The following is a 24,063-nucleotide window of genomic DNA, read 5'->3' as shown; positions in this document are numbered from 1 at the left end:
GAGCAAGCATCATATTGGGCGACATGATGTGCGGTAAAAACTGAGGGCAAAAATCAGTGCGCTGACGAAAGCACCGCCTTCATGGCGGCTACCGCGTCGCCATCCACCTGGTAACGTGAGTATTCGTCGGCGCTGGCGTCCGATGACATCGAGACGCCGGTATTGCGATAACGCATGGGAGAGGCAACGTGGATGCCCGCCGAGCTGTGAAGCTCGTCAATCCCCTGCGCCAGGAACAGGTTAAGGTTGCTAAGCCGTACCCCTGCACCGGCCATAATGATTGGAGCACGGGTTCTGCGCTTTAGTTCCGTAATTAATAAAATTCCTTTTTCCGCGCTCGCCTGCTGGCCGGAAGTCAGGATGCGCGCCACGCCGAGATCGGTTAATTCTTCCAGCGCTTTCAAGGGGCTGGCGCACATATCAAAGGCGCGATGAAACGTCACCGCCATCCCTTCGGCAGCGCGCATTATCTTGCGCATCCGCGCCAGATCCACCTCGCCGTCTTCATTCAGCACGCCCGTCACCAGCCCCGGAAAGCCCAGGTCGCGGGTAAACGCGATGTCGTCCAGCATCGCCGCAAACTCGCTCTCGCTGTAGCAAAAATCGCCGCCGCGCGGGCGCACGATAGGATGAACGGGGATCGATATCTGCGCCCGCACGCCTTTGAGCACACCCGCGGAGGGCGTCAGGCCGCCCTCATTCACCGCAGAGCACAGCTCAATACGATCAGCGCCCGCCGCCTCTGCGGTCTTCGCGCAGGCCTGGCTGTAACAGCAAATTTCCAGTACCGCCATGGGTAACTCCCTGTAAATTAAAGTAGTGGTCAGCGCCCGGTAAACGGCTTAGTCTGAAAGCCCCTTTGGCGCAGGACAACGTATCATGGCATTCAATTTCGACGAAGAGATCAACCGCCGTCACAGCGACAGTATTAAGTGGAACGCCCATGAGGAATCGGTGCTGCCGATGTGGGTGGCCGACACCGATTTCCGCTCGCCCGCCTGCATTACCGACGCGCTGATGGCGCGCGTGCAGCACGGCGTGTTTGGCTACGGCGCGCATCCGCAGGGGCTGGCCGAGGCCTTCGTTGAATGGTGCCAGCGCCGCTACCAGTGGCGCGTCGACCCGCAGTGGCTGGTCTTTATGCCGGGCATTGTCGCGGGGCTGAATCTCTCGGTACGCGCGTTTACCACGCCTGAAGAAACCACGGTTGCGCCCACGCCGATTTACCCGCCGTTTCGTAAATCCGCCGCGCTTGCCGGACGCGCCCAGCTTAACGCGCCGTTACAGGCGCGCGGCGAGCGGCGGGTGCTGGATCTCGAAAGCCTGCGCCCGCAGCTCACCGGGCGCGAAAAACTGCTGATGCTCTGTAATCCGCAAAACCCCGGCGGCACCGCGTATCGACGCGACGAGCTGGAGGCGCAGCTCGCGTTCGCGCAGGAGCATGACCTTATCGTCTGCTCCGATGAAATACACTGCGATCTGATCCTCACGCCCGGCGTGCAGCATATTCCGTTCGCCTCGCTGAGCGAAGACGCGGCGCGGCGCTCCATTACGCTGATGTCGCCTTCGAAAACGTTTAATATCGCGGGGCTTGGCGCCTCGGTGGCGGTTATCCCGGATGCCGCGCTGCGTCAGCGTTTTTGCGCCGCGCGCGAAGGTATTGTGCCGCATGTGGATGTACTGGCGCTGACCGCCGCTGAAGCGGCCTGGCGCGGCGGCGAGACATGGCTTGCCGAACAGCTTTCGTATTTACGTCGCAACCGCGACCGCTTATACGCGGCTATTGATGCGCTGCCGGGGTTGGAAATGGCGCGCCCGGAGGCGACCTATCTGGCGTGGGTGGATGCAGCCGGGCTTGGTGTGGAAAACCCGACGCGCTTTTTTAAGCGCCAGGGGCTCGGTTTCTCCCCCGGCGCGGATTTCGGGGCGCCGCAGCACGTGCGGATTAACTTCGGCTGCACGGCCGCCACGCTGGAGATCGCCATTACGCGTCTGCAGCGTGCGGTCGAAGCCGCGAACGTCAGGGCTTAAACACCGCCCGCACGCAGCCGTCCTCTTTATTTTTGAACATTTCATAGCCGCGCGGCGCGTCTTCCAGCGAGAAGCGGTGCGTGGCGAGGAAATCGGTGCGCAGTTCGCCACGCGCGGCGTGATCCAGCAGGCGTTTCATGTAGGTCTGTCCGTGCTGCTGGGCGGTGCGGATGGTTAACCCTTTATTCATCGCCACGCCGAGCGGGAATTTATCCATCATCCCGTAGACGCCCAGAATGGCGAGCGTGCCGCCTTTACGGCAGGCGCGGATCGCCTGGCGCAGCGCGGCGCCGATGTCGGTATGCATTTTGAGCGCTTGTTTGGTGCGGTCATACGCGTACTCCAGACCTTCGCCGTGCGCTTCCATCCCTACCGCATCGATGCAGCTGTCCGGGCCGCGGCCGCCGGTTATCTCAAGCAACGCTTCGTAAATATCCACTTTGGTGTAATCCAGCGGGATCGCGCCGATGATGTCGCGCGCCATCGCCAGCCGCTCCGGGAAACGGTCAATGGCGATCACTTTCTCAGCGCCCATCAGATACGCGCTCTGGGCCGCCATCAGCCCGACGCCGCCGCAGCCCCACACCGCGACCGTATCGCCGGGGTGGATATTGCAAAAATCCGCGCCCATGTAGCCCGTCGGCGCGGCGTCGGACAGAAACAGCGCCTGCTCGTCAGAGACGGTTTCCGGCACGATAAAGCAGTCGTTATCGGCGAACGGCACGCGCACATATTCGGCGTGCGAACCGGCGTAACCGCCGAACGCATGGCTGTAGGCATAAATACCTGCCGTCGGGTAGCCCAGGATTTTTTCCTGCATGTGCGCGTTCGGGTTGGTGTTATCGCAGCAGGAGGTCAGCCCGTGGCTACAGTACCAGCAGGAGCCGCACGAGATAAACGACGGCACCACGACGCGGTCGCCGCGGCGGATGTTTTTGACCTCCGGGCCCACTTCCACTACTTCGCCCATAAATTCATGGCCGAGAATATCGCCCTCTTCCATGCTCGGGATAAGCCCGTCGATGACGTGCAAATCGGAGCCGCAGGTCGTGGTCAGCCCCACTTTAAGGATCACATCATGCGGGTTGACGATAGTCGGATCGCCCACGGTCTCGACACGCAAATCGTTGACGCCGTTCCAGCAGAGTGCTCGCATCGGTTATTCCTCCACTTTATCCATACCCTCGTGACGCCCCGCCGGTTGCGGTTTGTTGGTCGCGATTTCGCCCGTCTCGGCAAGGCTTTTAAAGCGCCGCAGCGCCTGGCTTAGCATCGCCTCCGGCACCAGATCGATTTTCTTCGACAGCCACTCGCCTAAAAAGCCGCCCGGCGGATCGAAGTGCAGCGCCAGCGTCACTTCTGTGCCGCGCTCGTCCGAAATATGACGAAACGTCAGCCTGCCGGCATTTGGTACGGTGGCTTTTTTCTCAGACGCCCAGCTGATGTAGTGGCCGCGCTCTTCATCGACGATATGCGCATCCCACTCGACCGTTTTGCCAAGCGGCATCCGCACGGCCCAGTGGGACGCGGTATTGCTGAGAATGGTGATGCGGGCGAAGTGTTCCATGATGCGCGGCAGGGTTGAGGGGGCGCGCCACAAATCAAACAGCTCCTCGGCGGAGCGGTGGATAAGCAGGGAGCGGCGCAGCCCAGGCTCATCACGGTTAATCCACAGATCGGTACGTTTTACGGTTTGTTGCATGAGTCTCTCCCATCGGTCGAAAACAGGCGTCGGGTTTCTCCTTACTCTTTTCATGCGGGGGCGTGCGGGAAAAGGTCCCCTGAATACTATAGACAAAAAACGGGGCCAGACTTTGCGCCAGTCGGGCCCCGTGCGTTATCGCGAGCGATTATTGCTGTTCGCTTGCGACGATCTCTTCAATGGAATAGGGATGGAATTTGATGGTGACGATACGGTCGGTGACGGCAAGCGTCGGGTTCGGCAGCCGCTCATGCTCGCCCGCCGGCGAACTGGTTTTCACCGAAATGTCCGGCGCCATCAGGCCTTCGTCGCCCAGCAGCGCCAGCGCGCGCTGGTTGAGCGTTTCCGGCGCGCCGGGCAGGACGATTTCAATATGCTCCCAGCCTTCGTGCGGGTAGCGCTTCTCGCCAGGCCACGGCAGCTCGACGACCGTAAAGCGCCACGGCCCGACGCAGACCGGCTCATCAAGACGAAAGAGGCAAATCGGGCGGCCATTAATGATGTTTTCGCTAAGCAGCGTGCCGCACTGCTCGAACCCTTTACGCCAGCGCTCGGCAGTCGCGTTCTGGTGGCAGCGCAGGGAGATGTGATCGGCGTGCAGCCCGTTAATATCGAGCGCAAGACGCCCGGCAAGCGTCTGTAACGCCGCGTCAAAGCGCGGCAGATCCGCGCGGATATCATGGAGTGCTTCTGGTGAGTGCCAGTGGGTCATCGGCTTTTCCCGTACGGTGACAAAGGCGCTAATCTACCCTGTTTGACGCCCGCGCTCCAGCGCGCGCCGCCCTGCCCGACGGTGCTGACGCCGCCGCCTAAATGCAGTATACTTTTGCCCTCTTTTTTCTTAAGTCCGCACGCTGCCGCCTTCGACAGGCAGCGTTATTAACGTAAGGTATCCCGGTGAATATTCAGGCTCTTCTCTCAGAAAAAGTCAGTCAGGCGCTGATTGCCGCAGGTGCGCCTGCGGATTGCGAACCGCAGGTTCGTCAGTCAGCCAGAGCGCAGTTCGGCGACTATCAGGCTAACGGCGTGATGGCTATCGCGAAAAAACTGGGCATGCCGCCGCGACAATTCGCCGAGCAGGCTCTGGCCCATCTGGATCTCACCGGGATCGCCGCGAAGACCGAAATCGCGGGCCCTGGCTTTATCAATATTTTCCTCGACCCGGCTTTCCTTGCGAAAAACGTTGAAGCGGCGGTCGCCTCCGATCGCGCGGGCGTTGAGAAAGTGAGCGCGCCGCAGACTATCGTTGTCGATTACTCCGCGCCGAACGTCGCTAAAGAGATGCACGTGGGCCACGTTCGCTCCACCATCATCGGCGACGCCTCCGTTCGCACGCTGGAGTTCCTGGGCCATAAGGTCATTCGCGCCAACCACGTCGGCGACTGGGGCACCCAGTTCGGTATGCTGATCGCTTACCTTGAGAAGCAGCAGAAAGAAAACGCCGGCGAGATGGCGCTCTCTGACCTCGAAGGGTTCTACCGCGAAGCCAAAAAGCATTATGACGAAGATGAAGCGTTCGCCGAGCGCGCGCGCAGCTACGTGGTGAAACTGCAGGGCGGCGACGACTATTGCCGCGACATGTGGCGCAAGCTCGTGGACATCACCATGACGCAGAACCAGATTACCTATCAGCGTCTTAACGTCACCCTGACGCGCGATGACGTCATGGGCGAAAGCCTCTATAACCCGATGTTGCCAGGCATCGTCGCCGATCTGAAAGCCAAAGGGCTGGCGGTGGAGAGCGAAGGCGCCACCGTGGTGTTCCTGGACGAGTTCAAAAATAAAGAAGGCGAGCCGATGGGCGTCATCATCCAGAAAAAGGATGGCGGCTACCTCTACACCACGACGGATATCGCCTGTGCGAAATATCGCTACGAAACGCTGCACGCCGACCGCGTGCTTTACTACATTGACTCCCGTCAGCACCAGCATCTGATGCAGGCGTGGACCATTGTGCGTAAAGCAGGCTACGTGCCGGAATCCGTCCCACTGGAACACCACATGTTCGGCATGATGCTCGGCAAAGACGGCAAACCGTTTAAAACCCGCGCGGGTGGCACCATCAAGCTTTCCGAGCTGCTGGACGAGGCGCTGGATCGCGCGCGTCGTCTGGTCGCCGAGAAGAACCCGGATATGCCTGCCGACGAGCTGGAAAAACTGGCCAACGCCGTGGGCATCGGCGCGGTGAAATATGCCGATCTCTCAAAGAGCCGCACCACCGACTACATTTTCGACTGGGATAACATGCTGGCCTTTGAGGGCAACACCGCGCCGTATATGCAATACGCCTATACCCGCGTGCTGTCAGTGTTCCGCAAAGCGGGCGTGTCGGAGAGCGAACTGACCGCGCCGGTTGTCATTCAGGACGATCGCGAAGCGCAGCTCGCCGCGCGCCTGTTGCAGTTCGAAGAGACGCTGGGCGTCGTTGCCCGCGACGGTACGCCGCATGTCATGTGCGCCTATCTCTACGATCTGGCGGGTCTGTTCTCCGGTTTCTATGAGCACTGCCCTATTCTCAGCGCGGAAACCGACGCGCTGCGCCAGAGCCGTCTGAAGCTGGCGCTGCTGACCGCGAAAACCCTGAAGCTGGGTCTGGATACGCTCGGTATCGAAACTGTCGAACGTATGTAACATAAGGTTCAGCGGTAAAAAAAGGCCCGTCACTGACGGGCCTTTTTATGGCTACTCTCCGGCGGCTTAATATTTTTGCGGCAGCTTGCCGAGGGAAATCAGACGGCCACGCTGAATTTCGATATACCCGCCTTTGCGTAACTCCTGAATCACTTTCATCACGTAGCTTTTCGATAAATTAGTCGTGCTGGTAATGTACTGGCTGGCGTTAATATTCATACGCGTTTCCGGCGTCATTTCACCAAGCGTAATGAGCGATTTCCTCACTAATACGTAAGAATCAGCCGCATAAAAATGATAGCTTTTCCACAACAGAACATGGTAATAAAAAGAGATTACGTGGCTCGTTTCCTGCCACAGTTTTTGCTCTTCGATAACTTTAAAAAAATCCGCCCGACTTATCTTTTTGACCAGACTGTCTTCTTTTATTATTAAACGAAAACGTTCAAACCGGGGGTTATGGGGCTCCAGAGAAATACCAATAATGTTGGGCCGGTGAATTTCAAAGAAAATGAGGTTATCCCAATCCCGCGTCATTGCGAGACTGCCTGACAGTAAAATATTTACAGACTCCTCATTCTGCGTCAGACAGGCGCCGCGCGGATATTCTTTAATGGTCCCATGACCCTGCAGAGCGTTAATCAGCGCGTTTATCTGGGCGTCTGGCCGTTGAGGTAAAGGATAGTGGTTCATTTATATGATCCATCAGGATTAACGGCTTCGCATACCCGTACTGTGATTCCGGCGACTATCCGGGATTCAGGCCGGCAGGCGAATGCGTTATCAGTTATGCCATCGCGTAGCCAGACGAAAAACAGTATCCTTTAGTCAGCTTAATGCCGTAACGGTCATTAACGCGACATAAAAACACCGAGCGAAATATATCCATGAACAGCATTTAAAGAGAATATTCTTCGCATAATGCAAAGAATCACAGGCGTCATAGCAACGAAATTACGAAAAATTACCTGATTATTGTTTCTGATAAAATGAATCAACAATAATGGCAGTGCGGCTGGCATTTTAAGGAATGACTACAAAGAAACAAGCTACAATGAATTACTTTTTTGGAAAAATTTAATATTGAAAATATAATAATAGCCGAATAAGCGCATTATAAATATCATCAGAGCCATAAGAAGAGGCGTACTGTATAAATAAGCTAATACTGATGATTTAAATGCCTTAATGGTAATGAGGGTAGCCGGACAGGTGTCGCAGCACGACAGTTAACATTAAAAGCCGTGTAAGGATAATCAAATCGCCGCCGCGCGACGGGGGTGGCGCGCGGCGGACAGCGTTACAGGTAAGTGCGCAGATATTCCGTCAGACAAAGAATAGCCATCGCCTGACCGTAAGGCATCGAGGTAAGCGGGATCTGGCGATAAAAGTCGAGATCGCTCCCCATGCCGGTGCCGAATGAGACCTGCAGCAGCTCACCCTGCGGCGAGACGTTCGCCACCACGCCTTTGATGGCTTTCTCCGCTACCGCGGCGTACGCCTTGCCGATATAGCGTTTGCGCACCGCTTTCAGCAGGCCGCAGGCGAACCCGGCGGTGGCGGACGCCTCCAGGTAGGAATCAGGATCGTCCAGAAGCGTATGCCACAGGCCGCTTTCATCCTGACACGCCGCCAGCGCCGCCGCCTGGCGCTCCAGCACCTGCGTCAGGTAGCGGCGCACCGGGTGACGTTCGGGCCAGTCCATCAGCTCCAGGAAATCGGGGATAACGATAGTCACCCAGCTATTGCCGCGCGCCCAGCGGGCGTTAGCGAAATTATGGCAACCCTCATAATTCCAGCCGTGGAACCACAGCCCGGTTTCCCTGTCCATCAGGTTCTCAACGTGCAGCAGGAACTGATAGACCGCCTCATCGACATACTCCTGACGCCCGAGCAGCTTGCCGATTTTCGCAAGCGGCAGCACGGTCATCATCAGCGTGTCGTCCCACATCTGCTGGTGATTCTCCTCGGCGAGCGTAATGTGCTGCATCCCGCCGTGGTCGGTGCGCGGCATCTCATACATCGCCCACTCCGCCCAGGTTTCAAGCCAGGGCAACAGCGCGGCGTCGCGCGTCTCTTCATAGCGGTACGCCAGCGTCAGGAACGGGGCCATCGTATTGACGTTTTTGGTGGTGGCGCCTTCGGCAAAGCGCGCCGCGAACCAGTCGTCAATCACCGCGCGCATCCGGTCGTCGCCGGTCTGACGGTAATATTGATAAATACCGTACAGCCCCACGCCGTGCGTCCACTCCCAGCCAGCCCAGCCTTTGGTGTCAATGACGCGCCCGTCGTCCAGGCGCAGCAGGAACTGTCCGGTTTCATCCTTAATGTTGATCAGGTTGTCGGTAATTTTGTGGATCATTGCCTTGAGTTCGTCACGGGCAATGAAACGCTCCGGCTGACGCAGCAGCGGGCTGTGTTTTACAGGCCAGACAATCATTAACTTAACCTCTGTGTCGTATCGAATTCGGGAGTGACGGTTTTAAGCGCCGGTGCCGCCGGCTTATTGCGATTCAGATAACCGATATTGTTGTTGCCCCACAGGTTTTCGTAAGGCATTCCCGCCAGCATTTCGACCGTCGCGCGGTTTGCCGGGCTGATGCTCTCCGGCATCACGCGGCCGCTGGCGCGCATCTTCGCGGTTTCATCACGCAGAATGCTATGGGTTTTCAGGTTGAGCTTAAAGCGCAGGGAAATCAGGAAGCCGCAGGCCAGTACAATTAAGGTGCCGACGCTTAAAATCATCAGAATGGTATGACTCACCGCGGGCGCCTGGGTGCTCTGGCCGGAGACGAAACCGGACATCTGCATCACGATCCCGACCAGCATCACTGCGCCCGCCTGGGAGGCCTTACGGGTCAGCGTCATAATGCCTGCGAAAATCCCTTCACGGCGCTGCCCGGTCACCACTTCATCGACATCGGCGATATAGGTATAGGTGTTCCACGGTACATAGTTAATGCCGCCGCGCCCGAGGCCCGCCAGCGCGGAGACCAGCAACAGCAACGAGTAAATATCGCTCATGCCGGCGTAATAGAGCAGCGCGTAGGAAAGCGAGCTCAGACCAAACAGCACCACCACCATGCGGTAAGACGGCGCAGGCCCGAAGCGGATACACAGCGGGATCATCGCGATGACGGCGATAAACTGGAAAATCGCCATCGTACCGAGCAGGTTAGACGCGACTGACGCCTCCTGCATCAGCACAAACACGACGTAATAGGTAAACACGGCATTGAACACGTCCTGCGCGATATAGCCGCCGAGATACATACCGAGATGCTGACGGAAAATGCGGATGCGCAGCGTAGAGGAGAGTTCAACCACCAGGCGGCGCAGACTTTGGCTGAGCGTCAGGGTTTTCTTCTCTTCTTCGGCGCGCAGCGCGGCTTCAGACCAGTCTTCACGCGGGCGCTCCCAGGTGAAAATCCACACCAGCGTCAGCATAATCGCGCAGAGTACCGAGAAGACCAGGCTTGCATAGAAGAACGACACCGCATTGTCTTTCCCGAAGTGCGTCAGCAGCACGCCAGGCAGGAACGAGGCCAGAATGGCGGACATCTGCGCCATGGAAATGCGCGCGCCGGAGAATTTGGTTTTCTGTTTGAAATCGTCAGTCATCTCCGGCACCAGGGTTTCATATGGCACCAGGATCATGGTGTAGACAATATCAAACAGCAGATAGGTCAGCAGGTAGTACCAGAAACCCATATCCCCCACCCACATCAGCGAATAGCTGAATACGCAGGGAATGCCGAGCAGGATAAAGAACTTACGGCGCCCGAAACGGCGACCAAGCCAGGTGGTGCCGAAGTTATCGGTCAGAAAGCCCATTAGCGGGCTGACCACGGCGTCGGCGACTCTCGCCGTCGCGAAAATAAAGGTCGCCTCAATCGGGCTTAAACCGCAGAAGGTAGTGTAGAAATACAGAAGCCATGCTGCCGTCAGGGCGGTCGTTCCTGCACCGAGGAAGTCTCCTGACCCGTAGGCAAGGTAATTTGCCAGTCCTGGTTTACGCGTTTTCATCGCCGTCACCCTGTGTGTTTTTATTGGGAGCCCCTCAGGGCACTGGGGAGCTATCAGGGCTAAAGTAAAAGTATGGCGGGTGGGAAACCTTTCCTTTTCTGCCACCTGAAACGGAAAACTGGCAAAAATACAAAGAGCGCTGCCACCAGCTTCACTGATTTATAAAACAGCGTTTCGAAGTGTTCAAAGCGGGAGTTCAGAATTGCGAGCCAGCCGCCAAAAAACGTGGCGGCTGAAAGAGTAAAACGCGCATGGCGCGTTTTACAGGAGAGAATTAGCGGTAGTTGACGATGACCTGACTGCGGCGCACGTCCAGCGCGGGAAATAGCCTGCCGCCGCCCGGCACTTCAAAGATAAAGCGCAGCGGCTCGGCGGCGGAAACATTGGTAAAAGCGCGCGTAGTGCCCGTCTGGTCTTCCACTTCCACACAGCGGGTCTGAGAACAGAGCCGCGCCACCATACCGGCAGGCGTCGGGCCTGCCAGTTCATAGCGCCAGACCACCACGGTCATGACGCCCTGCGGCGGCGGAGAGTTCGGCGCCAGCACCGGCGACGAGGCCGCCATGCCGCGCTGGCTTAATACCGGCCCCATTGCGCTCGCCTCCCAGGCGCCTTCGCCCGCGGCGTTCGCCAGGACAGGCAGCGTCAGTAATGCCATCAGCCAGAGCGCGCGCATTATTTACCTCCGATGCTGGACGTCATGCGGATATTGCGATTATCGGACAGCTCGAGGTTCGAGAGCACCACCAGCTGCGGCAGATTGCGGCGCAGGAAGCGCGCCAGCAACGGACGCAGCGCATGGTTAACCAGCAACACCGGCGGCGCGCCGAGCATCTCCTGGCGCGACAGCGCCTCTTGCGCCTGCTCAAGCAGACGATCAGCCAGACCCGGCTCCAGACCGCCGCCGCCCTGCAGGGCCTGTAGCAGCAGACGCTCAAGCGAGGTATCCAGCCCGATGACCTGAACTTCATCATTACCCGGGAACCACTGCTGGGTAATGGCGCGGCCCAGCGCCACACGGACCACGGTAGTGAGTTCGTTCGGATCGTTCTGTACCGGCGCGTGCTCGGCGAGCGTCTCCAGAATGGTGCGCATATCGCGAATGGGCACTTTCTCGGCAAGCAGGTTTTGCAGCACTTTATGCAGCGTCGTCAGCGTCACCACGCCCGGCACCAGATCTTCGGTCAGTTTCGGCAGTTCTTTGCTGACGCGCTCAAGCAACTGTTGCGCCTCCTGACGGCCAAACAGCTCTGCGGAGTATTGCGCGATCAGGTGGTTCAGATGCGTCGCCACCACGGTGCTGGCCTCAACCACCGTAAAGCCCTGGATTTGCGCCTGCTCTTTGAGCGCGCTTTCAATCCAGATAGCCGCCAGGCCAAAGGCCGGATCGATGGTCGGCTCGCCCGGCAGAGAGCCTGCGGCCGTGCCCGGGTTAATCGCCAGCCAGCGGCCCGGATAGGCTTCGCCGCTGCCGATTTCGACGCCTTTCATCAGAATGCGATAACGGGCCGGCGGCAGATCCATATTGTCACGGATATGCACCACCGGCGGCAGGAAGCCGAGATCCTGCGCGAATTTCTTACGAATACTGCGGATACGGCCTAACAGTTCGCCGTCCTGCTGCATATCCACCATGGGGATCAGGCGGTAGCCCACTTCCATCCCGAGCGAATCTTCCAGCTGCACGTCGTTCCAGGTCGCTTCCACCGCCTGCGGGTTATCCTGCTGGATAACCGGCGCGGGCGCGGCAGGCGCCTGCAGATCGCGGCCGCGCATCCACCAGGCGAGGCCCAGCAGCGCGGCGGTAAACAGCAGGAACACAAAGTTAGGCATCCCCGGCACCATACCGAGCAGGCCGAGAACGGCGGCGCTCAGCACCATCACGCGCGGGTTATTGAACAGCTGGCCGACCATCTGCTCGCCGACATCCTGATCGGTGGCGACGCGGGTCACGATAACGCCCGCTGCGGTCGAAATCACCAGCGCCGGGATCTGTGCGACCAGGCCGTCACCGATGGTCAACAGCGTATAGCTTTCCGCCGCCTGACCGACCGGCATACCGTGCTGTATGACACCCACCAGCAGGCCGCCGATGACATTGATAACCATAATGAGCAGACCGGCGACGGCGTCGCCGCGCACGAATTTACTCGCACCGTCCATCGAGCCGTAAAAGTCCGCTTCCTGGGTGACTTCGGTACGACGTTTTTTCGCTTCCTCTTCGCCGATAAGCCCGGCGTTAAGGTCGGCGTCGATAGCCATCTGCTTGCCTGGCATCCCGTCAAGCACGAAGCGCGCGCCCACTTCCGCGATACGCCCCGCACCCTTGGTGATAACCATGAAGTTGATGATGACGAGAATGATGAACACCACGATACCGATGGCGAAGTTGCCGCCGACCAGGAAGTGGCCGAACGCTTCCACCACTTTACCCGCCGCCGCCGCGCCGGTATGGCCGTCCATCAGAATGATACGCGTGGACGCAATGTTCAGCGCCAGACGCAGCAAGGTGGTAAACAGAAGAATGGTCGGGAACGCCGCGAACTCCAGCGTGCGCTGGGTGAACATCGCCACCAGCAGCACCATAATGGAAAGCGCGATGTTAAAGGTGAATAGCAAATCCAGGATGAAGGCCGGCAATGGCAGCACCATCATCGACAGGATCATCAGGATGATAACCGGCCCGGCGAGGATCTGCCATTGGGTCGATTTCAAATTGCCAGGCAGGCGCAGCATTGCCACCAGATTAGCCATCAGTGTCCTTCTCGTTCAAGAAATCCAGCGCCTCAGGCACCGGAAGGTTTTCAGGTTTCTTCGGAATCAAGCCGCCAGCCAGACGCCAGCGCTTGAGTTGCCATACCCATGCCAGCACTTCCGCCACGGCGGCGTACAGCTGCCCCGGGATCTGCTGGCCGATCTCCGCATGCCGGTATAACGCACGCGCCAGCGGCGGCGCTTCCAGCATCGGAATTCGGTGTTCATTACCAATCTCACGAATACGCAGGGCCACCAGCCCTGCGCCTTTGGCCACCACTTTCGGGGCGCTCATTTTGTTCTCGTCATACTGCAACGCCACCGAGTAGTGCGTCGGGTTAGTGACGATAACGTCGGCTTTCGGCACGTCCGCCATCATGCGACGACGAGCCGCTTCGCGCTGCTGCTGGCGAATACGCCCTTTAACGTGCGGGTCGCCTTCCTGGTTTTTGAATTCGTCGCGAATATCCTGGCGCGACATACGTAATTTTTTGGTGTGGCTGACTATCTGCCAGAACACGTCGAAGCCAACCATCGGCACCAGACCCATCACGATCAAAATGCAGCAAAGCGCGACCAGATTCATCGCGTTGCGCATCGCGGAGATGGGCGATTCGCTGATAAGGCGCATCATGTCCGGCCAGTTGTACCAGAGGAAACACCCGGTCACGATGCCCACCAGTACCGACTTCAGCACCGCTTTTAACAGCTCCGCCAGCGACTGCGATGAGAAAATACGCTTGATACCCGGCAGCGGGTTCAGTTTTTCGGGCTTAAACGCCACGGCTTTGGTGTTAAACAGCAGGCCGCCCAGCAGCATCGGGGCGAACAGCGCCACGATCACCACGCCCATAATCAGCGGTACCAGCGCCACCAGCGCCTGCTTTATCAAAAAGCTGATCTGTCCGACCACGAGTTTCGGGTCGTTAATAATGCTGTGATCAAAATGGAGGCCGTGAGAGAGCATTGCTGCCAGCTGACGTGCTAACAACGAACCGCCCATCCAAATCACCGCGACGCCGACCAGCAGCATCAGCATGGAGGTCAGTTCACGGGAACGGGGGATCTGCCCTTCTTCTCGCGCCTTTTCTCGTCGGTGGGGTGTGGGGGCTTCTGTTTTGTCGTCGCTATCGTCTGACACGATTCGATTCTCGCAGCTACTATTACGCAGCTAGCATGCCAGAGGCGGGAAAAGCTAATGGGAAGAGAAAAGCGCAAAACCGGTGGTTGTTTCGCGCTTTAATGCCCTCCCCGAAGGGAGGGTTAACTGGGATCAGAAGCCCAGACTGTCGAGCAGGTCGTCGACCTGATCCTGGCTTGCCACGACGCCGGCGGCGGTAGCGTCCAGCTGCGGACCATTGAGCAGGCTCTCGTTCGGGCGCTTGGCGCGCGCGTTCGGCTCCGGCATGTTCTCCAGCAGCACCATCAGAAGCTGGCGCTCAATCTCCTGGATAACATCCATCATGCGCTTGATCACCTGACCGGTCAGATCCTGGAAATCCTGCGCCATCATGATTTCCAGAAGCTGGGCGTTGGTGAAGCTCGTGTGATCCGGAACCTCTGCCAGATACTGGCGGGTGTCGGTCACGAGTTCGCGCGCGTCGCTCAGTTCGATCGGGTTCTCGAACCATTCGTCCCAGCGGCCGCTCAGCGCTTTCGCGTCGTTTTCCAGTTTGTTCTGGTGAGGCTGCGAGGCCTCGACGCAGTTCAGGGCGCGTTCTGCGGCCTGCGCCGTCATCTGCACCACGTAATCCAGACGGTCGCGCGCGTCCGGTATAGCTTCCGCCGCTTCCGCAATCGCCTGATCAAGCCCCAGTTCGCGCAGGCTGTCACGCAGCATGCGGGTCAGACTGCCGATACGGACAATAATGTCGCCAGTCGAATGCTCGTCAGTCGGTTTTATCGATGCCGTCATCTGCCTGTCCTCACATGCCGAGTTTTTCGAAAATCTTGCTCAGTTTTTCTTCAAGCGTCGCCGCCGTGAACGGTTTCACCACGTAGCCGCTGGCGCCTGCCTGCGCTGCCGCGATGATGTTCTCTTTCTTGGCTTCCGCTGTCACCATCAGTACCGGCATGGAAGCCATGCCACCGTCGGCGCGAATGGTTTTGAGCAATTCAAGACCATCCATATTGGGCATGTTCCAGTCGGAGATGACAAAACCGAAACCGCCGGTCTGCAGTTTGTTGAGTGCATCCACACCATCTTCCGCTTCTTCTACGTTGTTAAAACCCAGCTCTTTGAGCAGGTTACGTACAATGCGGCGCATGGTGGAGAAGTCATCCACAACCAGAAACTTGAGATCTTTATCCGCCATAAAAACTGTACTCCTCGTTAAATACGTATTGCCTGTCCGGCACTGATTTTCGCCAGCATCTGCTGGCTGACCTGGCTTAGATCGACGACTTCGCTGACGCCACCCATATTGATGGCCTCACGCGGCATGCCGAACACCACACAACTCGCTTCGTTTTGGGCAATGGTCCAGGCGCCCGCCTGGTGCATCGCCAGCATTCCCGCCGCGCCATCGTTGCCCATCCCGGTGAGGATCACGCCCACCGCATTGCGCCCCGCATGTTTGGCTACGGAGTGAAACAACACATCCACGGCCGGACGGTGCCGGTTAACCGGCGGCCCGTCGTGGATCTTGATCTGGTAGTTAGCGCCGCTGCGCGCGAGTTCCATATGCTTATCGCCCGGGGCGATATAAGCATGGCCCGGCAGCACGCGCTCGCCGTCTTCGGCTTCTTTCACGCTAATCTGGCACAGCTTGTTCAGTCGCTCGGCGAAAGAACGGGTAAAACCTGGCGGCATGTGCTGGGTAATCAGCACCGCCGGGCTTGAGAGCGGCAGCGGCTGGAGCACATGGCGGATAGCTTCGGTGCCGCCCGTGGAGGCGCCGATGGCAATCAGTTTTTCCGAGCTCAGCAGCGGGCCTGCTTTCAGCGTTTTCGGCACCACGTCCGGCATGCGGGCGGAGATCCGCGCGCGCGATGCGGTACGCACTTTATCGGCAATCAGTTCGCTGTAGGCCAGCATCCCTTCGCGGATGCCGAGCTGCGGCTTGGTCACGAAATCCACGGCGCCCAGCTCCAGCGCGCGCAGGGTGACTTCTGACCCTTTGCCCGTCAGCGACGACACCATCACCACCGGCATCGGACGCAGACGCATCAGTTTTTCCAGGAAATCGAGGCCGTCCATACGCGGCATTTCGACATCCAGCGTTAACACATCCGGATTGAACTGCTTAATCAGATCGCGGGCCACCAGGGGGTCCGGCGCTGTCGCCACCATCTCCATATCGCTGTGGCTGTTGATAATTTCGGTCATGATCTGACGCATCAGCGCCGAATCATCTACTGACAACACTCTGATTTTACTCATTCTTTTTCCTTACTCAGGGCATACACCGTCTGACCGCGCAGCGAGAAATCCCGACTGAGGTTACTGAAGTTTTCTGAGTGGCCCGCGAACAGCAGACCGCCCGGCTTCAGCAGCGGAACAAAGCGTTTGAGGATCTCCTGCTGTGTCTCTTTATCGAAATAAATCATCACATTGCGGCAGAAAATCGCATCAAATGGCCCTGGTACGTTGTACTGCTTATCAAGCAGGTTCAGCGAGGCGAACTCAATCTGGTTCGCCAGTTCGTTACGCACGCGCACCAGCCCCTGGTGAGGACCTGTGCCGCGCATAAAATAGCGTTGCATCTGCTGCGGAGAGAGGGTTTTCAACTCCTCCTGCCGGTAAACGCCGCTTTGCGCCTTTTGCAGCACTTCGGTATCGATATCCGTGCCGTAAACTTTCCAGCGGCCCGGCGCGGTGCCAAGCGTATCGGCAAGCGTAATGGCGATAGAGTAAGGCTCCTCGCCGGTCGATGCCGCGGCGCTCCAGATACGGTACTCGCCGCTGCGCTTACGCGCGTGCTCCGCCAGAACCGGAAAATGGTGCGCCTCGCGGAAAAACGCCGTCAGGTTCGTGGTCAGCGAGTTGATAAACGCTTGCCACTCGGCGCTGTTCGCGTTGGCTTCCAGCATGCTGAGATAACGTCCGAAATCATCCAGCCCGAGCGTACGCAGACGTCGAACCAGACGGTTGTAGACCATATCTCGCTTATGTTCGGCCAGCACGATCCCAGCGCGCTGGTATATCAATTGACATATCCGACGGAAGTGGGTGTCGGACAGCGCGAGGCGCTGTGTCATCTGTACTAATAATGACGTTTGCCCAGCAGGCATGGATGATGTCATATTGCCTTCTTCTTCACAGTCAGAGTGTTACTGGCACCACGCTCAGGGTGGTGCGGCCATCTTGTTACGCTTACAAAAGCCGTGTTCAAGGTTTAAGACTGAATCTTTTTTCATCTCAGACGCGCCGTGCAGCGCGCATCTGATTCTGTTCGTTTGCACGGACGTGCTGCGCAGTACGTCCCCTGCTTTAGCGCTGCGCGCTGATCCCAAAAACCCTTCCGACAGCGTTCCCCTTTGGTACAACATGCCTGCTTCCTTAGCCGGTCATACGCCGGAGTCTGTTCAGAATGTTTCCCAGTTATCCTGGCCTGCGACGGCCGGTTTGCTTGCCGCCGCGAGCGCCGGGCTTGCGCTCACTGGCGCGGCCGCGGGTTCGCTACGCGGGGCGTTAGCACGCGCGCTGGCGAGACGGAAGGCGGCGACCGCCTGCGACAGACGGCTTGCCTGGTCTTCCAGCGCGCTCGCGGCAGCGGCAGACTGCTGCACCAGCGAGGCGTTTTGCTGCGTAACGCGATCCATCTCGGAGACGGCCAGCGCCACCTGATCGATGCCGCGACTCTGTTCGTCGGAGGCGGAGGCGATCTCGCCCATAATGTCGGTCACGCGCGTTACCGCCCCGACAATCTCCTGCATCGTCTCGCCCGCGCTTTCTACCAGTACGGAGCCGGAATCGACGCGTGAGACGGAATCTTCAATCAGCGCCTTAATCTCTTTGGCGGCCTGGGCGCTGCGGCTGGCGAGGTTACGCACTTCGCCCGCCACCACCGCGAATCCGCGGCCCTGCTCCCCTGCCCTCGCCGCTTCCACCGCGGCGTTCAGCGCCAGGATGTTGGTCTGGAAGGCGATGCCGTCAATGACGCTGGTAATGTCAGAAATCTTTTTCGAGCTGGCGGCGATGTCGTGCATGGTGTTCACCACGCCGTCCACCACTTTGCCGCCGCGCTGCGCGGTATCCGATGCGCTCAGCGCCAGTTGCGACGCCTGACGGGCGTTCTCGGCGTTCTGCTTCACGGTCGCGGTCAGCTCTTCCATACTGGCGGCCGTCTGCTCCAGCGCCGAGGCCTGCTCTTCGGTACGTGAAGAGAGATCGGTATTGCCCGCGGCGATTTCGCTGGTGCCGCTGTAAATCGCATCAGTGCCTTCACGCACGCTGCTTACCGTCTGGATCAGCGCCTGTTGCATATGCTGAACGCTCGCGGAAAGCTCCGTAATCTCGTTACGGCCGGAGACCGTAATGGTTTCAGTCAGGTTGCCGCCCGCTATCTCGCGAATGTGGTGGATAACGCTCGCCAGCGGCGTCAGCAGAACGTGGCGAATGCCGTACCACACCAGCGCGATAACCAGCACCACCAGCACGGCCAGAATGGCGGTCTGCCACTGGGCCAGACGGAAATCGCTGCGGCTTTCGTCCCAGGCCTGCTGCGCCAGACGCACGTTCACGTCGTCATAACGGGTGACGGCTTTTTCCAGCGCGTTCTGTTTGCCCTGGGTCGCCTGCGCGAAGTAGGCGTCCATGTTGCTGGTTTCCAGGTACTGCACCAGTTCGCTCAGCGCCTGGTAGTAGTCGCGATAGCTTTGCTCAACGTCGCCTGCGACGGCGTTGATTTCCGGCACATCCACTTTTACGCCTTTAAACGCGCTGAAATGGGTATCCGCTTCAGCCAGCACTTTTTTCGCCGTGTTGAGCAGATCGGTTTTCGCGCTGCTCTGCTGGTTGCTGGCGTCCATCATCATGCGCGCCGCCGAACGGCTTAAGTTGATGCGGGTTTGCAGCAGCAGGTTCCACGACTGGTTGAGCTGCGCCTGTTGCAGTCGCAACTGGTGCGACGCGGCGAAACTCTGCTGGTTTTCATTCAGCGACGAAAAAAACACCCCACCGGAAATGAATTGCAGCAGTGCGAACACCACCAGCACCATCATCAGCAGTGAGACAACGCGGATACGATTCAACATGCGACACCTTCCTTCTGGTTCCTGAAGGGGTTATCGGCATGGCCTGGGGGAACTTTATCGTTGTGTAAAGGAAATTTGCGTTAGTCGGCGGCGGGGTCAGAAGGCGACGTCCACCACCAGCGTATCGGTGTAGCTCCCGGCGGGCGGCGTGTTCTGGGTCGCAAGGATACGCGCCGTGTATTGATAGGATTTCAGCAGGCCGTCGGTGCTGACCTGCGAGGCGCTGGCGCTGGCCCAGCGTTCGGTGCCGCTGACGCCCCAGCGGTTCGTGGTGTTGCCTTTATAAATCTCATAGCTCAGCCGGTTCGCCCCGCTCGCCATATTGCGCACGCTACCCACGGCATTGTTGCCGTTATTGATGCCGACGGTATAGGCGCTGCCTTTGGTGCAGGTGATAGCGATGGTTTGCGATACCGGCGCGAAGTCTTTTACCAGCGGCGCGCTGGCGAAGTTAAGGTTCGGCGCGGTGATGGTGCTGCAATCGTTGGTGACGGTGAGCGTTACCAGGCTGGTAAAGGTGGTGGTGCCGTTCTGCGGGGTCAGGCAGACCGCGACGCCCAGCGCGCAGATGCTGTAGTTAACGCTGAAGTTGAGCGTCACCTGATAGGCGCCTGCCGCGACGTTCTGCCCCTGAAGCGTGCGCAGGTAAATCGGGAAGGTATAGCGTTTACTGGTTAACAGATTCAGTAACGACTGCCCGGTCCAGCGGTAGTTGCCATTGATGGCAAGCTCACTGCCGGACGGGCAGCCGCTCTGGGCGCACACCTGGAGCGGAATACGGTCGGTGGTATCGCCGCTGCGCCCGAGCGTGGCGCGGGTGCCGGAGGTCGTGGTGGCGCCGGTCAACGTCAGGGTCACAAAGTCATTATTGAGCACGTTCAGCACCGAGTCGCAGTCCAGCGTCAGCGTCGCCGTGGTGGTCTGTACGGCGCTGTTGATGACAAAGGACGTCTGGCTGCCGTAAGCGGCGCTGGTGCCGCTGACGCGGCACTCCGCGAGCGCAGGCAGGCTGACAAGAGACAAGACGATGACCAGCAGCAGACGAATCATGGCGCAACCTCACGACAAATAAGCGGACCATAGGTTTCCAGGCGATGCGTGCGGTTCGCCCCGACCGTCAGGGTGACGCGGCACGTTTTACCGTCAGGCTTCATGACGCGCAGCGGGTTAACTTCACCGATATCTTCAATCCATGCGATGCCGTCATAGCCCACGACCGCCGTCGGGCGATCGTCGCGAAACACCTGGCTTGATACCGGCAGCGGCTGGTCGTTTTCATCATGCAGGATGACGCTTGCCACGCGCTCCTGCTCCATCGGGAACGTCACCAGATAACCGCTGTTGCGCCGCAACGCGAGGCGCCGCTCGGTATCGCGAATGCGGGTATCGGCGGGCAGATTCAGCGCGTCGATGCTGTAGGTCGCCGGGTAGTAGGATGTCACCCCGCTTACCAGCAGATAGCCCTCCTCGTCGGTCTCCCCTATCGGCTGGTTTTCAAAGTTCACCGTCACGCCCGGCTGCCCTTCGGTACTGACTACCGCGAAAGCGTCGTTAATCTGGTTGGCCGCAAACAGCTCGCCGTCCATCGTCACCAGCGAGCCGGTGGCCTCGCCCCAGCGCGTGAAGTTTTTGGACTGACCGTAGATGCCGCCCTGCGTCTCGACGTGGTTATTGCGCCAGCCCAGTGTGGCCTGCTGATAGTTGTCATCGCGCGACTGATTCGCATACGCCAGGTTCCAGCTAAAACCGCCGTCGCTTGGCATCGCGCTATTCACGTTAACGCGCTGGGTCGAGCCGCCCTGCGGCGTGTTTTCGGCGCTGATCGCCACAGAACTTTGCGCACCGAGCGGAATTTGCAACGAGAGCGCGAATGTCCAGTCGCGCTCCTCGTAGTCGTGGCTCGCGGCCAGATAGAGACTGCTGTTCCACAGCGTTTTATTCCAGGAGACGTTCAGCAGCCGCGTGTGGTCGCGGTTGAATGATTGCACATCAAGCCAGGCCGCGCCGACGCTGCCCGCCGCGTCCATATTGAGCGTCAGCGCATACTGCGTGGTGGCGCGGCTTAACGTGATGATAGGCTCCTGATACTGATCGTAGCGCACGGGCTGATCGTAGAGCGCCAGGTTGCCGAACCCGCGCGTGCGGCGGGTCTGCTGCGTGGAAAGGCTAAAGCCCGCCGTGTTGTACTGATAACCCCAGTTCCACTGCTGGCCGCTGTTATCACGCATCTGGCTCCAGCTGCCTGCGCCGTTGACCACGCCGAAGCGGCCAAGCTTCACCAGCGACCCGACGCCGCCGAGTTTCAGTTTTTCCGCCGCTTCGCCGTGGGTCTCCAGCGTCCAGAAATCCGTCACCCCGTAGCGCCAGGAACCGCTCGCCGCCGCCGGGCCGTAATCGAAATTTTTCACGCCGTAATTGCGGCGCAGCGCGCCCGCGCTGAACGAGCCGTCGCTTAAGCCGGGCTTGAGCAGCTCGCTTGCCACATAGAATGGCAGCGTGGTGGAGACCTGACGGCCCAGGGCGTCGGTCGTGACCAGCACCGCATCGCCGGAGCCATTGATATAAGGCAGATTGGTCAGCGTGAACGGGCCGGGGGCGAGCTCGGTGGAGCCGGAGCGGTAGCCGTTGATAAACACATCGACCGTGCTCGGCACCGCCGCCTCGCCGGAAAAAGCGGGCAGCGGATAGGTGATGAGATCGGGGCGCAGCGAGAAATCGCGCCCGACCGAGATGCCGCCCATGCGCACGCTGTTGCTCCAGCTCAGGCTGTCGCTTATCACATCGCCCAGCGACCAGCTCCAGGCATTGTCGTCGTTGGTGCTGTTAAACATCGTGTCGTAGCGCATATAGCCTTCATCCTGGCCCGGATAGCCGCGAAAGACTTCCCGTAACGCCCCGGTGGACGAGAACGACCCCGCGTTGCCAAAGAGGCGCATCTCGTGCCAGAGCGACGCCTGGCGCAGGCCGTGATTGGTGTCGCTGGCGTAAAAATCGTAATTGAGCACCGCGCCGTTGCTGGCGCGCGGCCGCACCCGCCGCTCCTGCTCGCCGAGCGCTACGGTACGCGCAGGCACCCAGTCGGCGGGTACGGTCAGCAAGAGCCGCTGGCCGGTACTGTCATAACGGCTCTTCACCTGCGGGAGCGCATCGACATTCACCTCGCCCTGCGGGATTTTATCGCCCGGCAGCCCGGCGCGCTGAAGATCCGCCGACGAGACCCACATGGCGCCGCCGCGCCGCGTCACCGGCGCCACCAGCCCGGTATCGTAATAGTTCACCACCAGCGACAGGTGAAACACCGCCTGGCGGTCGATAGCCTGCGCGTCCGGCGGCGGCGGCAGCGCATCGTCTCCGTCCAGCGCGTTTACGGCGGGAGAGACGACACACAGCAGGCTGATTATCACCCCCCGACTCACCGGGCGGCGGCTTGCCATGTCCCCTCGCGGGCATTGACGGAGGCGCTAAGCTGCGTGGGCTGCGATATACCGGCGGGCAGAGCAAAAACGCGCGACTGCCCTGGCAGCACGTAACCCAGTAACCCTTCCGCCAGCACGCGCGGCTTGCCGCCCTGCTGCACCGTCACTTTACTGATCCGCGCATGGATCTGGTCACGGTTGGTGATTTCAATCGCGGGCTGGCCGTTTTCCCTGACCACGCGCCAGGAGAGGTTTTCCGGCTGCAGATAAGCGTGATGGGCGCCCGCGCGCTCGGTGGCGACGCCCTGGCCATAGACAAATAGCGGGATCGAGTAGCGCATCTGCAGCTTCAGCCCGAGCTGCGGTTTGCCAGGATCGGTCGGCTGCGGGATCTCATCGACCACAATACGGTAAGCCTGCTCCACGCCTGCCGGTACCTGAGCCTGGCTTATCAGGCGGATTAACTGCTTTTTGCCGCCGTCGATGCGCACGATGGGCGGGCTTGCCGCGACATCCTGCTGTTGCTGATAGCGCTCGTTGCCGCCCTCCTGCCGCCAGCGCACGATACGCACCTGCATGGTCATTGGCGTGGCGCCCTGATTCTGTATCCACAGTTCTGCGGCGTTGTCGTCTGCCGCGAGGTAAGGATCGATAGGCCAGATAAGCATATTACCGGCGGCCCAGGCGCTGCCTGTGGCCAGCCAAAACGCGGCGGCCAGTCCGAGCCGCCTGAGAGACGTTGCGCCTTGCATCATGTCTGCTCTCCCTGTATCACCATGATAATGTCACCGTCAGCGTGTCGGTATAGCTGCCGGCGGGGCTAAAGCCCGTGAGCTGCGCTGCGCCAAAGAGAGGCAGCGAAATGTTATTGCTGTTGCTGTAAGCGATGGACACCGCCTGGTTGACGCCGATTTCACTCGTCGCATTTAACGAACTCGACGTATAGAGACGATACGGCACCCGCTCGGTGCCGCCGCCGCGCACCATATTGCGCACCGAGGAGCCATAATTCTGCCCGCCGTCAATGCTCATGCTGAGCGCCACGCCTGGCGTGCAGGCGAGCAGTAATGAAGAGGACGGGACAAAGCTGGTGCTGACGCGCGTGCTTTCCACGCCGCTGCGGGTGCCGAAATTAAGCGTTCCCATCACGCCGCCGGCACCAGTGGTGACGGAGCAGCCAGCGGCAATGGCGGCGCTCACCTGAAACGACTGCGTCGTCACAGCCTGCGCGCCGCCGCAAGCGACGCCGAACAGACCCATGGCTCCCCACAGAATGCGCCGCACAGCGCTCTCCAGGGGCAACCG

General features: G+C 59.4%; 21 protein-coding genes. 2 read left to right on the top strand and 19 right to left on the bottom strand.

The genetic code is table 11. The features are described from left to right. Positions 1 to 53: 53 nt before the first annotated feature. The gene (gene cutC / locus AB8W27_RS08120) at positions 54 to 794 is read right to left on the bottom strand and encodes a copper homeostasis protein CutC (RefSeq protein ID WP_041923676.1); all 741 of its coding nucleotides are present in this window, start codon (positions 792 to 794) and stop codon (positions 54 to 56) included. Positions 795 to 879: 85 nt separating this feature from the next. Between cutC and AB8W27_RS08115 the strand changes: the two genes are divergently transcribed. Next, positions 880 to 2,031, top strand: a complete 1,152-nt coding sequence (locus AB8W27_RS08115; RefSeq protein WP_041923677.1) for a MalY/PatB family protein — start codon at positions 880 to 882, stop codon at positions 2,029 to 2,031. On the opposite strand, the gene AB8W27_RS08110 is transcribed toward AB8W27_RS08115, so the two are convergent. The 3 genes from AB8W27_RS08110 to AB8W27_RS08100 form a co-directional block, all read right to left on the bottom strand. Next, the gene (locus AB8W27_RS08110; protein ID WP_015741629.1) at positions 2,021 to 3,187 is read right to left on the bottom strand and encodes a zinc-dependent alcohol dehydrogenase; all 1,167 of its coding nucleotides are present in this window, start codon (positions 3,185 to 3,187) and stop codon (positions 2,021 to 2,023) included. The two genes, AB8W27_RS08115 and AB8W27_RS08110, sit on opposite strands and share 11 nt — an antisense overlap. Positions 3,188 to 3,190: 3 nt before the next feature. After that, the gene (locus AB8W27_RS08105) at positions 3,191 to 3,733 is read right to left on the bottom strand and encodes an SRPBCC family protein (RefSeq protein ID WP_007760000.1); all 543 of its coding nucleotides are present in this window, start codon (positions 3,731 to 3,733) and stop codon (positions 3,191 to 3,193) included. Between the two features lie 148 nt (positions 3,734 to 3,881). Further along, a complete protein-coding gene (locus AB8W27_RS08100; protein WP_041923678.1) occupies positions 3,882 to 4,445 on the bottom strand; it encodes a VOC family protein in 564 nt (187 codons plus the stop codon). Between the two features lie 185 nt (positions 4,446 to 4,630). Here AB8W27_RS08100 and argS point away from each other — a divergent pair, with 185 nt between their 5' ends. Beyond that, positions 4,631 to 6,364 carry an arginine--tRNA ligase gene (gene argS / locus AB8W27_RS08095; RefSeq protein WP_015741632.1) on the top strand — a complete coding sequence of 578 codons (1,734 nt, stop codon included), beginning with the start codon at positions 4,631 to 4,633 and terminating at the stop codon, positions 6,362 to 6,364. 66 nt (positions 6,365 to 6,430) lie between these two features. Here the strand turns inward: argS and AB8W27_RS08090 are convergent, their stop codons facing one another. From AB8W27_RS08090 to AB8W27_RS08020, 15 genes are all read right to left on the bottom strand, one after another. Next, on the bottom strand, positions 6,431 to 7,057 hold the full coding sequence (locus tag AB8W27_RS08090) for a helix-turn-helix domain-containing protein (RefSeq protein ID WP_015741633.1): 627 nt from the start codon (positions 7,055 to 7,057) through the stop codon (positions 6,431 to 6,433). A 607-nt stretch (positions 7,058 to 7,664) separates the two neighbouring features. Then, positions 7,665 to 8,804, bottom strand: a complete 1,140-nt coding sequence (locus AB8W27_RS08085; RefSeq protein WP_041923679.1) for a glycoside hydrolase family 105 protein — start codon at positions 8,802 to 8,804, stop codon at positions 7,665 to 7,667. Continuing rightward, positions 8,804 to 10,390 (bottom strand): MFS transporter, encoded by a 1,587-nt coding sequence (locus AB8W27_RS08080; protein WP_041923680.1) that lies wholly within the window; start codon positions 10,388 to 10,390, stop codon positions 8,804 to 8,806. The genes AB8W27_RS08085 and AB8W27_RS08080 overlap by 1 nt, the downstream gene beginning before the upstream one ends. A 274-nt stretch (positions 10,391 to 10,664) precedes the next feature. After that, positions 10,665 to 11,066 carry a flagellar protein FlhE gene (locus AB8W27_RS08075; RefSeq protein WP_041923681.1) on the bottom strand — a complete coding sequence of 134 codons (402 nt, stop codon included), beginning with the start codon at positions 11,064 to 11,066 and terminating at the stop codon, positions 10,665 to 10,667. Then, on the bottom strand, positions 11,066 to 13,144 hold the full coding sequence (flhA, locus tag AB8W27_RS08070; protein WP_015741638.1) for a flagellar biosynthesis protein FlhA: 2,079 nt from the start codon (positions 13,142 to 13,144) through the stop codon (positions 11,066 to 11,068). Before flhA ends, AB8W27_RS08075 begins: the two co-directional genes overlap by 1 nt. Continuing rightward, the gene (gene flhB, locus AB8W27_RS08065; RefSeq protein WP_041923682.1) at positions 13,137 to 14,285 is read right to left on the bottom strand and encodes a flagellar biosynthesis protein FlhB; all 1,149 of its coding nucleotides are present in this window, start codon (positions 14,283 to 14,285) and stop codon (positions 13,137 to 13,139) included. The genes flhA and flhB overlap by 8 nt, the downstream gene beginning before the upstream one ends. Positions 14,286 to 14,417: 132 nt before the next feature. Continuing rightward, on the bottom strand, positions 14,418 to 15,059 hold the full coding sequence (gene cheZ / locus AB8W27_RS08060; protein WP_015741640.1) for a protein phosphatase CheZ: 642 nt from the start codon (positions 15,057 to 15,059) through the stop codon (positions 14,418 to 14,420). 10 nt (positions 15,060 to 15,069) lie between these two features. Then, positions 15,070 to 15,459, bottom strand: coding sequence for a chemotaxis response regulator CheY (cheY, locus tag AB8W27_RS08055; RefSeq protein ID WP_007759979.1), 390 nt, complete (start codon positions 15,457 to 15,459; stop codon positions 15,070 to 15,072). Positions 15,460 to 15,476: 17 nt separating this feature from the next. Next, a complete protein-coding gene (locus AB8W27_RS08050; protein WP_007759975.1) occupies positions 15,477 to 16,526 on the bottom strand; it encodes a chemotaxis response regulator protein-glutamate methylesterase in 1,050 nt (349 codons plus the stop codon). Further along, on the bottom strand, positions 16,523 to 17,389 hold the full coding sequence (gene cheR, locus AB8W27_RS08045) for a protein-glutamate O-methyltransferase CheR (RefSeq protein ID WP_015741641.1): 867 nt from the start codon (positions 17,387 to 17,389) through the stop codon (positions 16,523 to 16,525). Before cheR ends, AB8W27_RS08050 begins: the two co-directional genes overlap by 4 nt. Before the next feature lie 282 nt (positions 17,390 to 17,671). Next, positions 17,672 to 19,342, bottom strand: a complete 1,671-nt coding sequence (gene tar / locus AB8W27_RS08040; RefSeq protein ID WP_041923683.1) for a methyl-accepting chemotaxis protein II — start codon at positions 19,340 to 19,342, stop codon at positions 17,672 to 17,674. 96 nt (positions 19,343 to 19,438) lie between these two features. Continuing rightward, a complete protein-coding gene (locus AB8W27_RS08035) occupies positions 19,439 to 20,392 on the bottom strand; it encodes a spore coat U domain-containing protein (RefSeq protein ID WP_041923684.1) in 954 nt (317 codons plus the stop codon). Next, positions 20,389 to 22,776 carry a fimbria/pilus outer membrane usher protein gene (locus AB8W27_RS08030; RefSeq protein WP_041923685.1) on the bottom strand — a complete coding sequence of 796 codons (2,388 nt, stop codon included), beginning with the start codon at positions 22,774 to 22,776 and terminating at the stop codon, positions 20,389 to 20,391. Before AB8W27_RS08030 ends, AB8W27_RS08035 begins: the two co-directional genes overlap by 4 nt. Further along, positions 22,755 to 23,513: a molecular chaperone gene (locus AB8W27_RS08025; RefSeq protein ID WP_015741646.1), complete on the bottom strand. Its 759-nt coding sequence runs from the start codon at positions 23,511 to 23,513 to the stop codon at positions 22,755 to 22,757. The genes AB8W27_RS08030 and AB8W27_RS08025 overlap by 22 nt, the downstream gene beginning before the upstream one ends. Positions 23,514 to 23,529: 16 nt before the next feature. Then, positions 23,530 to 24,018, bottom strand: a complete 489-nt coding sequence (locus AB8W27_RS08020; protein WP_015741647.1) for a spore coat U domain-containing protein — start codon at positions 24,016 to 24,018, stop codon at positions 23,530 to 23,532. Positions 24,019 to 24,063: the final 45 nt, after the last annotated feature.

Source organism: Cronobacter turicensis (assembly GCF_041222865.1).
In the GTDB taxonomy this organism is placed as follows: Bacteria; Pseudomonadota; Gammaproteobacteria; order Enterobacterales; family Enterobacteriaceae; genus Cronobacter; species Cronobacter turicensis.
Note: the sequence above shows the minus strand (reverse complement) of the source record. Positions and strands in the feature narration are given on the sequence as shown.

Coding starts and splice junctions, on each gene's coding strand:
- AB8W27_RS08050 (WP_007759975.1), bottom strand. CDS start 16,526: ATGAGTAAAATCAGAGTGTTGTCAGTAGATGATTCGGCGCTGATGCGT.
- AB8W27_RS08115 (WP_041923677.1), top strand. CDS start 880: ATGGCATTCAATTTCGACGAAGAGATCAACCGCCGTCACAGCGACAGT.
- AB8W27_RS08100 (WP_041923678.1), bottom strand. CDS start 4,445: ATGACCCACTGGCACTCACCAGAAGCACTCCATGATATCCGCGCGGAT.
- cheY (WP_007759979.1), bottom strand. CDS start 15,459: ATGGCGGATAAAGATCTCAAGTTTCTGGTTGTGGATGACTTCTCCACC.
- AB8W27_RS08085 (WP_041923679.1), bottom strand. CDS start 8,804: ATGATTGTCTGGCCTGTAAAACACAGCCCGCTGCTGCGTCAGCCGGAG.
- AB8W27_RS08020 (WP_015741647.1), bottom strand. CDS start 24,018: ATGGGTCTGTTCGGCGTCGCTTGCGGCGGCGCGCAGGCTGTGACGACG.
- AB8W27_RS08025 (WP_015741646.1), bottom strand. CDS start 23,513: ATGATGCAAGGCGCAACGTCTCTCAGGCGGCTCGGACTGGCCGCCGCG.
- AB8W27_RS08090 (WP_015741633.1), bottom strand. CDS start 7,057: ATGAACCACTATCCTTTACCTCAACGGCCAGACGCCCAGATAAACGCG.
- cheZ (WP_015741640.1), bottom strand. CDS start 15,059: ATGACGGCATCGATAAAACCGACTGACGAGCATTCGACTGGCGACATT.
- AB8W27_RS08105 (WP_007760000.1), bottom strand. CDS start 3,733: ATGCAACAAACCGTAAAACGTACCGATCTGTGGATTAACCGTGATGAG.
- AB8W27_RS08110 (WP_015741629.1), bottom strand. CDS start 3,187: ATGCGAGCACTCTGCTGGAACGGCGTCAACGATTTGCGTGTCGAGACC.
- AB8W27_RS08030 (WP_041923685.1), bottom strand. CDS start 22,776: ATGGCAAGCCGCCGCCCGGTGAGTCGGGGGGTGATAATCAGCCTGCTG.
- AB8W27_RS08035 (WP_041923684.1), bottom strand. CDS start 20,392: ATGATTCGTCTGCTGCTGGTCATCGTCTTGTCTCTTGTCAGCCTGCCT.
- cutC (WP_041923676.1), bottom strand. CDS start 794: ATGGCGGTACTGGAAATTTGCTGTTACAGCCAGGCCTGCGCGAAGACC.
- flhA (WP_015741638.1), bottom strand. CDS start 13,144: ATGGCTAATCTGGTGGCAATGCTGCGCCTGCCTGGCAATTTGAAATCG.
- cheR (WP_015741641.1), bottom strand. CDS start 17,389: ATGACATCATCCATGCCTGCTGGGCAAACGTCATTATTAGTACAGATG.
- AB8W27_RS08080 (WP_041923680.1), bottom strand. CDS start 10,390: ATGAAAACGCGTAAACCAGGACTGGCAAATTACCTTGCCTACGGGTCA.
- tar (WP_041923683.1), bottom strand. CDS start 19,342: ATGTTGAATCGTATCCGCGTTGTCTCACTGCTGATGATGGTGCTGGTG.
- AB8W27_RS08075 (WP_041923681.1), bottom strand. CDS start 11,066: ATGCGCGCGCTCTGGCTGATGGCATTACTGACGCTGCCTGTCCTGGCG.